9 protein-coding genes and 1 pseudogene are annotated in these 9,264 nt (G+C 62.9%); 4 read left to right on the top strand and 6 right to left on the bottom strand.

Annotated elements, in window-relative coordinates:
- The 6 genes from WEB61_RS00050 to rpmH all read right to left on the bottom strand — a co-directional run.
- The coding region (locus tag WEB61_RS00050; protein WP_368062280.1) for a DUF1036 domain-containing protein at positions 1 to 824 on the bottom strand (824 nt) is incomplete at its 3' end.
- Positions 825 to 967: 143 nt separating this feature from the next.
- Positions 968 to 1,900 (bottom strand): acetylglutamate kinase, encoded by a 933-nt coding sequence (gene argB, locus WEB61_RS00045; RefSeq protein ID WP_368062279.1) that lies wholly within the window; start codon positions 1,898 to 1,900, stop codon positions 968 to 970.
- Between the two features lie 25 nt (positions 1,901 to 1,925).
- Complete coding sequence (yihA, locus tag WEB61_RS00040; protein ID WP_368062278.1) at positions 1,926 to 2,624, bottom strand: ribosome biogenesis GTP-binding protein YihA/YsxC; 699 nt, start codon at positions 2,622 to 2,624, stop codon at positions 1,926 to 1,928.
- A 3-nt stretch (positions 2,625 to 2,627) separates the two neighbouring features.
- Positions 2,628 to 4,463: a membrane protein insertase YidC gene (gene yidC, locus WEB61_RS00035; RefSeq protein ID WP_368062277.1), complete on the bottom strand. Its 1,836-nt coding sequence runs from the start codon at positions 4,461 to 4,463 to the stop codon at positions 2,628 to 2,630.
- On the bottom strand, positions 4,456 to 4,878 hold the full coding sequence (rnpA, locus tag WEB61_RS00030; protein WP_368062276.1) for a ribonuclease P protein component: 423 nt from the start codon (positions 4,876 to 4,878) through the stop codon (positions 4,456 to 4,458). Before rnpA ends, yidC begins: the two co-directional genes overlap by 8 nt.
- 82 nt (positions 4,879 to 4,960) lie before the next feature.
- On the bottom strand, positions 4,961 to 5,095 hold the full coding sequence (rpmH, locus tag WEB61_RS00025) for a 50S ribosomal protein L34 (RefSeq protein ID WP_293508957.1): 135 nt from the start codon (positions 5,093 to 5,095) through the stop codon (positions 4,961 to 4,963).
- A 254-nt stretch (positions 5,096 to 5,349) separates the two neighbouring features.
- Here rpmH and WEB61_RS00020 point away from each other — a divergent pair, with 254 nt between their 5' ends.
- The 4 genes and pseudogenes from WEB61_RS00020 to WEB61_RS00005 form a co-directional block, all read left to right on the top strand.
- Positions 5,350 to 6,174 carry a DUF547 domain-containing protein gene (locus WEB61_RS00020; RefSeq protein WP_368062275.1) on the top strand — a complete coding sequence of 275 codons (825 nt, stop codon included), beginning with the start codon at positions 5,350 to 5,352 and terminating at the stop codon, positions 6,172 to 6,174.
- Positions 6,171 to 6,905, top strand: a complete 735-nt coding sequence (locus WEB61_RS00015) for a TVP38/TMEM64 family protein (protein ID WP_368062274.1) — start codon at positions 6,171 to 6,173, stop codon at positions 6,903 to 6,905. The genes WEB61_RS00020 and WEB61_RS00015 overlap by 4 nt, the downstream gene beginning before the upstream one ends.
- Before the next feature lie 45 nt (positions 6,906 to 6,950).
- The gene (locus WEB61_RS00010) at positions 6,951 to 8,375 is read left to right on the top strand and encodes an NAD(P)/FAD-dependent oxidoreductase (protein WP_368062273.1); all 1,425 of its coding nucleotides are present in this window, start codon (positions 6,951 to 6,953) and stop codon (positions 8,373 to 8,375) included.
- A 34-nt stretch (positions 8,376 to 8,409) separates the two neighbouring features.
- A pseudogene (locus WEB61_RS00005) lies at positions 8,410 to 9,264 on the top strand (sensor histidine kinase); the annotation flags it as partial.

Below are 9,264 nucleotides of genomic sequence, written 5' to 3'. Positions count from 1 at the left end.
GCCGCGCAGCGATCGCGACCCGTGATCTCGAAGCGGGTCGGTTTGGTACAAAAGCGCTCATCGCCCGACCAGACAGTCGTTTCGTCGCCAGGTCGCGCGGATGTGTTCTGGTTATCCGCTGCCTCGGCATAAACGAAATACTCGCGTTCCGTCAGCTTGCCTTTGACGGCCTTGCGGCACTGGTTCGGCTCGATGCGAATCCAGCCGCTCGACATGTCTTCATCGAGATTGTGATAGCCGATCGCGGCCCAGATCAGATGCCGGGTCTTGTTGCAGAAATCGAGGCCGGCCTTTGCTTGTTCCCTTTCGGCGCCCTCGACCAATTTCTCGATTAATGCGCGGTCTATCCGTCCGTCGGCCGGAACACCGATTAATCGTTGATGGGCTTGAACGGCGCGCGTCGTGTTGCGGGCGGAAATCCCGTCGATCCGTGAAAGCTTGAAGCCGTTGTCTTGCAGCAACCGCTGTGCGCCCGCGATCTGCGCTTGCTCGGCCGTGTGGTCGCTGGCCTCCGAAAAAGTTGTCACCCAGTCGTCGCCGGGCTCGGTTCGCACGGGCAGAAACTCATTGGCGTCGTATCCACGCGCCGCGCATTGGTCACGGCCTTCGATTTCGAAGCTGCCATCGGCGGTACAAAACCGTTCGTTGCCGGAGAAGTACTGGGTACGGCCCTGATGAATCTCGATGGAGCGGGCGAAGACGAAATGTTCCTCGTTTTTCACGGGGCCTTCCAGTGCAACCGCGCAGTCGCCTGGCAACAGTCGTACCCAGCCCCGGCTCCGCCAGTCGGCACCATCCTGAAAGGCGATCGCGCCGTCCAGCACATAGCTCGTCCGGTTGCAGAGCTGGTAGTCGGCCTGCGCGGGAACGGCCGCCAGAATGCCAAGGCCCGTAAGTATGACAAGGATGCTGAAACGAAAACCCATGGCGTCGGCTTGCACCTTTCCGTCGAGAAAGTCCGCAACCATCAGCCGGCGGTTTTCCGGATCAACGTGCCCGCACCGTGCTCGGTAAACAGTTCCAGCAGAACGGCATGACGCACACGGCCATCGAGAATGACGACGGCTTCGACGCCGCCCTCGGCCGCATCGACACAGGTTTCGAGCTTCGGGATCATGCCGCCGGAAATCGTGCCGTCTTTCATCAGCGCCCGAGCTTCTTCGACGGTCAGCGCCTCGACGAGATTGCCCTGCTTGTCGAGAACGCCACGCACGTCGGTGAGCAACAGAAGACGTGCCGCGCCCATCGCCGCCGCTATGGCGCCGGCCACGGTGTCGGCATTGATGTTGTAGGTTTCTCCGTCACGCGACACGCCGATCGGTGCGATGACGGGAATAATATCGGATCGCTGGATGACATCGAGTATTTCCGGATTGACTTTCTCTGGTTCGCCGACAAAGCCGAGATCGAGAATTTTTTCGATGTTCGATTCCGGATCGTGAATCTTGTGTTCGATCTTGCGTGCGACAATGAGATTGCCGTCCTTGCCGCACAAACCGATGGCCCGGCCGCCGGCCTGGTTGAGCTGCGCCACGATCTGCTTGTTGATCGAACCGGCCAGCACCATCTCGACGATTTCCACCGTCGCCTTGTCGGTGATACGCAGGCCGCCCGAAAACTCGCTCTCGATGCCGAGCCGCGTCAGCATCGCGCCGATCTGCGGGCCCCCGCCATGCACGACGATGGGATTGACGCCAGATTGCTTCAGGAGAACGATGTCGCGCGCGAACTCGGCGCCCAGCGCTTCGTCGCCCATCGCGTGGCCGCCATATTTCACCACCACCGTGCGCTTGTCGTAGCGCTGCATGAAGGGCAGCGCTTCGGAGAGCACACGTGCCCGCTCGAGCTTTGCCGCGTCGTCGAGCGATGCCGCTTTCCTGTCGGTTGTTGTGTCGGGCATCGGCCTTCGCACTCCCCGTCTTTTCTTAACTGGTCCGGGTTTTATACCCCAGCGCATCGGCCGCGGCCAGCGAGGCGATTTCGGCCCGCAGTTCGGCGATGCCGGTGCCGGTCTCGCTCGATGTGGCGACCACTCGCGGATGCGCGGCGACATGGGCCCGAATACCGGCCTCGACCTCGCCAACCCGCTTTTCGAGCTCGCCGGCCTTCAGCTTGTCGGTCTTGGTCAGTACGATCTGGTAGGAGACGGCCGCTTCGTCGAGTAGCGCCATTACTTCGCCATCGTTGTCTTTCAGCCCGTGCCGCGCGTCGATCAGCAGCAGCACACGCCGGAGCGTCGCGCGCCCGCGCAGATAGGACATCACGAGGTCGGTCCATTGTTCGACACGTGTGCGGGTTTCGCGCGCATAGCCATAGCCCGGTAGATCAGCCAGCATGATGGCCGGCCGGCCGTCGGCGCCGAGCAGGAAGAAATTGAGCTCCTTCGTCCGCCCCGGTGTGTTGGAGGTACGCGCCAGCGTCTTGCGTCCGGTCAGCGCGTTGACGAGGCTCGACTTGCCAACATTGGAGCGGCCGGCAAAGGCGACCTCCGGGATGTCCCCGGGCGGCAGGCCTGCCATGTCGACCGCGCCGCGCACGAACGAGCAAGGCTGGGCGAAGAGCCAGCGCCCTGTTTCCAGGTCCGGCGCGTCGTCGCCACATTCGTCGCTCGGCGCCCCGGTCATCGTTCAGGTCTTCGGCTTGTCGCCGCCCCCCGCGAAAAGCGCAGCGACCTTGTCGAAGCCGAGATTGTTGAATATCTCCAGCTTGACGCCCTGCCGTTTCATGATGACGCCTTGCTGGAGCACCGACAGCGTGTTGTTCCACGCCCAGTAGATGACGAGGCCGGCCGGGAAGCTCGCCAGCATGAAGGTGAAGATGACCGGCATCCAGGTGAAGATCTGTGCCTGGATCGGATCGGCCGGCAGCGGGTTCATCCGCATCTGCACGAACATGGTGAAGCCCATGATCAGCGGCCAGACGCCGATGAGAAGCAGCGCGGGCGGGTCCCAGGGGATCAGACCGAAGAGATTGAAGAGCGACGTCGGATCGGGTGCCGACAGATCGGTGATCCAGCCGAAAAACGGCGCATGCCGCATTTCGATGGTGACGAAAAGAACCTTGTAGAGCGCGAAGAAGACCGGAATCTGAATCAGAACGGGCAGGCAGCCGGCCAGCGGATTGACCTTCTCCTTCTTGTAGAGCTCCATGATTTCCTGCTGCTGCTTCAGCTTGTCGTCCTTGTGGCGCTCGCGCAGCTTTTCCATCTCCGGCTGCAGCTTTTTCATCTTGCTCATCGCCACATAGGATTTGTTGGCAAGCGGATAGAAGACAAGCTTGATCAGCACGGTGATGATGAGGATCGCGACGCCGAAGTTGCCGATATAGCCCGCGATGAAATGCAGCGCATGAAACAGCGGCTTGGTCAGGAAGTGGAACCAGCCCCAGTCGATCAGCAGCTCGAATTTGTAGATGCCAGCGGCCTCATAGCGATCGATCACCGACGTCACCTTGGCGCCGGCGAAGAGCCGGCTCTCCACCACCGCGTTCTCGCCATCAGCCAGGACGATCGGGTCGTAGCGAAAATCGGTCTGGTAGATTTCGCGGCGCGAATCGGGATCTTCGCTGAAGCGCGCGGTGAAGGCGCGGCCGTCCTCCGGTGCCAGCACCGCCGCCCAGTATTTGTCGGTGATACCGAGCCAGCCGCCCGAGGCGCTGAATGTCTGCGCCGCCTCGCTCTCGACATCCGAATAGTCGACCTCATGCAGACCGCCATCGGGGAACATGCCGATCAACCCCTCATGCAGGATGAAGAATGAGTTGCCGGCAGGTTTGCCCGTGCGCGAGATCAGGCCGTAGGGAAACAGCGTCACGCTCTGGCCGGTCCGGTTTTCGATCCGGTCGGATATCGTGAAAAGGAAATTCTCGTCGAGCGTGATACGGCGCAGGAAGGTAAGGCCCTGGCCGTTGTCCCAGGCAAGCGTGACCGGTGTTTCGGGCGTCAGCGTTTCGCCCTCCGCCACGCGCCACTCGCTCGCCGCACCCGGAAGCCCGACATTCGAGCCCGGAAGCCCGATAAAGCCGAACTCCGAAAAATAGGGGGCCGGCGTCTTGGCTGGCGAGAACAGCGTGATCTCGGCACTGTCGGGATCGGTCGTCGCCTGGTACTGCCGAAGCCGGAGATCGTCGAAGCGGGCACCTTTCAGCGAAATCGACCCGTCGAGCTCGGCCGAGCGAATGGCAAGACGCGGGGCCTGGGCCAGCGCCGTATCGCGCGGCAGCACATCGGCGGCACCGACACCGCCGATGCCGGGCTGGGCCGGCGCTTCGACCGAAGGCAACCGCACATCGCCGCCTGTGGCCTCACCGGCCGCATCGGCCGTTGTCGAACCATCCGCGGTCTCCATCGCCTCCTGCCGCGCGCGCTCGGCCTCCATCTGCGGATTGATGACCAGGTACTGCCATCCGATAAAGACCAGGACCGACAGGAAAATAGCGATGATGAAGTTGCGGTTGTCACCCATGTGGCAGGTCTTTCCCGGTATCGGAACGCGAAACGTCGGAGCGTGAGGCGGAAGAGCGGCCACGCGGCTCTCGCGCGCGGCTGCCGTGAACATCGTCGAGCGCGGCGCGCAAATCGGCGAGAAGCTCGGCCCATCGCCGCGTCGGTGTGGCGTGGCGCCCGATCAGCACGTAGTCGTAACCGGATTTTGCGGCAAGCGGAAGAATTTCGGCCGCGGCCGCGCGCAGCCGGCGCTTGGCGCGGTTGCGGATGACGGCTGAGCCCACCTTGCGGGTGACCGTGAAGCCCGCGCGGGGCGGTGCGTCGTCGTGTCGGTCAAGCGCTTGCAGCACAAGCCCGCGTTCGGCTTGTCTGCGCCCGCGGGCGACAGCAAGAAAATCTCGGCGTTTGCGAATTTTGTCGATCTGGCGGTCCATCGGGCTGCTCGCAATCGGACCCGGATAACCGCGAACCCGGTGGGGCGCCGGCGGGGCAAGCCCCCGGCGTCGCGGAGTGGGATCAGGCCGAAAGCCGTTTGCGGCCCTTGGCCCGGCGGGCGGCGAGCACCTTGCGTCCGCCTTTGGTGGCCGTGCGCGCGCGGAAGCCGTGGCGGCGCTTGCGGACGAGTTCGCTCGGTTGATAGGTCCGTTTCACGTCTCTTCTCCGGCAGGTCCGGCACCGGGCGGCTCGCTGGAGCCGGCCTCTCGAATGCCAATAAAAACAAGAGCCGCAGGCGTTGCCGCCTCACGGCTGTCAGGCGGGTGTATAAGCGATATGGCCGGCGCAAGTCAACGCTGCGCCTGCCTTGTTTCACTCAGCCTGACTTTGTCTCACAAATGAGTGATACCCCGTTTCGCGCTGTCGCTTTCGGCGTATGGTCCGGCCGCCTCGCCACAAGAGAACCGGTAATGTTTGGAAGAGCTAATCATATTGTTCTTGTTACGTTCCTTTTTGCGCTGCTGGCCGCCCCGGCCGGTGCGGAGCCGCCGATGAAGCCCGATCACCGGCCTTGGGCCGCCCTCCTCGAAAGCTGGCTGGTCCTGCCGCCGTCGCAAGACCGGGGCGCGGCACCTCACTTCGTCGATTATGCGGGCCTCAAGGCCAGTAAGCAGGGCCGCGCGGCGCTCACCGCCTATATTGAAAGCCTTGAGGCGATCGACCCGACCGCCCTCCCGCGCGACGAACAATTTGCCTTCTGGGTCAATCTCTACAACGCACTGACCGTCCGCGTCGTGGCCGACCACTATCCGGTGGCCTCAATCCGCGACATTTCGATTTCGCCGGGTCTCTTCACGCGCGGGCCCTGGGGCAAGAAGCTTGTCCGTGTTGCCGGCCGCGACCTCTCGCTGGACGACATCGAGCACGGCATCCTGCGGCCCGATTTCGGCGATGCCCGCGTTCACTACGCGGTCAACTGCGCCTCCTGGAGCTGCCCGGACCTCGCCGCGGAGCCTTATGAGGGGGCCACCCTCGACGCCATGCTCGGCCGGGCCGCCCGCCGCTACATCAACAGTCCGCGTGGCGCTCTGGTCCGCAACGGTCGCCTCACAGCTTCAAGCATTTTTAGCTGGTACAAAAAGGACTTCGGCGGCACCGAAGCCGGCGTCCTTGCCCACTTGCGCAAATATGCCGAACCCGAACTCGCAGCCGCGCTGGCCAGGGTCTCGCGTGTGTCGTCTTATGAGTATGACTGGTCGCTCAACGATGCTGCCCGCATGGAGAATGCCGAATGACCGAAACACCTCCGGAGGCACCGGCGCAGGGTTTCTCCCTTCGCCGCCTTGTGCCGCTTGCGGTACTCGCGGCCGGCCTCATCGCTTTTTTTGCGCTCGGCCTCGACCGCTATGCGACCCTCGACACCTTGCGCGACAATCGGCAAGCGATGTCCCTCTGGGTTGCCGATCATCTGCTGCTGGCCGCCCTCATTTATGTGCTGGCCTACATCGCCATCGTCGCCTTCTCGCTGCCGGCGGCCCTGGTCGCAACTCTGACGGGCGGATTCTTGTTCGGCACATGGCTTGGCGGGTTGCTGACGGTTGTCGGCGCGACGATCGGCGCAACGGCGATCTTTCTTGCCGCGAAGACGGCGCTCGGCGATGTCCTGCGCGCCAAGGCAGGCCCGGGCTTGCGCAAGCTCGAGGCCGGTTTCGGCAAGAATGCCTTCAACTACATGCTGGTATTGCGGCTGGTGCCGCTCTTTCCCTTCTTCCTGGTCAATCTGGCGCCGGCCTTTCTGGGCGTTCCCTTGCGCACCTACGCGGTGGCGACATTCATTGGTATTATTCCCGGTACTTTCGTCTATGCCAGTCTCGGCAACGGCCTGGGCGCGGTCTTCGATGCCGGACGCGATCCCGATCTTGGTCTCTTCTTCGAGCCGCAGATTATCGGCCCCGTTCTGGCGCTGGCGGTCCTCGCCATGGTGCCTGTTGTCTATAAACGCATGACCGCTACGGCGCGCGATTGAGCGCGCCATATTCCCAGCACGCTGCCCCAACATTCCGAGGAAAACATGGCGAAGCGGATCAAGGCTGATATCTGCATCATCGGTGCGGGCTCAGGCGGATTGTCGGTGGCGGCGGGTGCCGCCCAGATGGGCGCAAAGACCGTGCTGATCGAGCGCGACGCGATGGGCGGCGATTGTCTCAATACCGGCTGTGTTCCGTCGAAGGCGCTGCTGGCCGCCGCCAAACAGGCGTACCGCATGGGCGCGGGCGCACCGTTCGGCATTGCGCCGGCAAAGCCCAAGGTCGATTTTGCGAAGGTCCACGACCATGTCCACGGCGTCATCGCCGCCATCGCGCCTAACGATTCCGTCGCGCGCTTCGAGGCGCTCGGGGTCACCGTCATTCAGGATCACGCGCGTTTCAAGGATGAGCGTACGGTGATCGCCGGCGACAACGAAATCTCGGCGCGTCGTTTCGTGATCGCCACCGGTTCTCGTGCCGCTGTACCGCCGATCCCCGGCCTCGACAAACGGCCATTCTTCACCAATGAGAATATTTTCGAAAGCACCGAATGTCCGGCGCATCTGATCATCGTCGGCGGCGGCCCGATCGGCATGGAAATGGCGCAGGCCCATCGCCGTCTCGGTGCGAAAGTGACGGTGCTCGAGGGCATGCGTGTTTTCGGTCGCGACGATCCCGAACTCTCGGCCATTGTCGTCGACCGCCTGCGCCGCGAAGGCGTCGAGATCGTCGAAGGCGCGAAGGTCGCGAGTGTGTCGGGCGAGGCGGGCCGCGTTGTGGTATCGGCCGAGGTTGACGGCAGGACGCGTGGGATCGAGGGTTCGCATATCATGATCGCGACCGGGCGCCGCGCCAATGTCGAAGGACTCGATCTTGAAAAAGCCGGCATAGAATATTCGCCGAAAGGTCTCGTCGTCGACGAACGTCTGCGCACGACCAACAAGCATGTCTTCGGCATCGGCGATGTGGCGGGCGGTCTTCAATTCACCCATGTCGCGGGCTATCACGCCGGTATCGTCATCCGCAACGCACTCTTTCGCGTGCCCGCGAAAGCCGATCATACTTCGATTCCCTGGGTCACCTACACCGATCCCGAACTCGCTCATGTCGGCGAAACCGAGACGGAAGCCCGCGAGCGCCACATGAAGATCAATGTGCTGCGCTGGCATTTCGCCGAGAACGACCGCGCCCAGGCCGAACGCGAAACCGAGGGCGTCATCAAGGTGGTAACGGACAGCCATGCCCGTGTGTTGGGCGCCACCATCGTCGGGGCGCATGCGGGCGAGTTGATCCTGCCCTGGGTGCTGGCGAAAACCCACGCTCTGAAACTCTCCGCGATGGCGGGCGTCGTCGCGCCCTATCCGACCTTCTCCGAAGTCGGCAAGCGTGTTGCGGGCTCCTATTACACACCGACGCTTTTCAGTCCCAAGACGCGAATGCTGGTACGTTTCCTTGGTCTGTTCGGTTAAGCTCGCTCCGGAACGGACGGCACGGACGGAGGCGATGAGAGCGACGGTGGAATCGAACGGCATCGCGGAAGGAAGGCTCGCGCGCTTGACGCGCCCGTTGCGCGAAAGCCTGTCGCGCCGTCTGTTGGTGCTGACCGTTCTCTTCGTCATGCTGGCCGAAGTGTTGATCTTCGTGCCGTCGATCGCCAATTTCCGTCTGACCTGGCTCGATCAACGTTTGGCAGCGGCGCAAATCGCTTCGCTGGCGCTTGAGGCGCGTCCCGACAACATGGTTTCACCCGCCTTGCGTGAGGAGCTGCTGAAGAACGCGCAGGTCTATGCCGTGGCGCTCCACCGCGACGACGCGCGACGTCTTGTGCTGAGCGAGGACATGCCGCCTATGGTCGACACCAGCTTCGACTTGCGCGATGCGATGGCGATGGTCTTGGTCCGGGACGCCTTCGAAACGCTTTTTGCCGGCGATGGTCGCGTCATCCTCGTCACGGGCAATCCGCGCTTCGGGGCCGGCGAGTCGATCGAAATCGTTTTCGACGAAACACCGCTGCGCCACGCGATGCTCGGCTACGGCAAGAACATCTTCCTGCTCTCTCTGTTCATTTCCATCATTACCGCCGGTCTTGTTTTCACCGCACTCCATTTCGTTCTGGTGCGGCCGATGCGCCGCATCACCGGAAACATGGTCGCCTTTCGCAACGACCCCGAAGATGCGCGCCGTGTCATGGCGCCGTCTGGCCGCGCCGACGAAATCGGCGTCGCCGAGCGCGAGCTGTCGCTGATGCAAAAGGAAATCCGTGCCACACTGAACCAGAAGGCGCATCTGGCCTCGCTCGGCTCTGCCGTCAGCAAGATCAATCACGACCTGCGCAATATTCTCGCAAGCGCGCAGTTG

This window comes from Parvibaculum sp. (assembly GCF_040882025.1).
GTDB lineage: Bacteria > Pseudomonadota > Alphaproteobacteria > Parvibaculales > Parvibaculaceae > Parvibaculum.
Note: the sequence above shows the minus strand (reverse complement) of the source record. Positions and strands in the feature narration are given on the sequence as shown.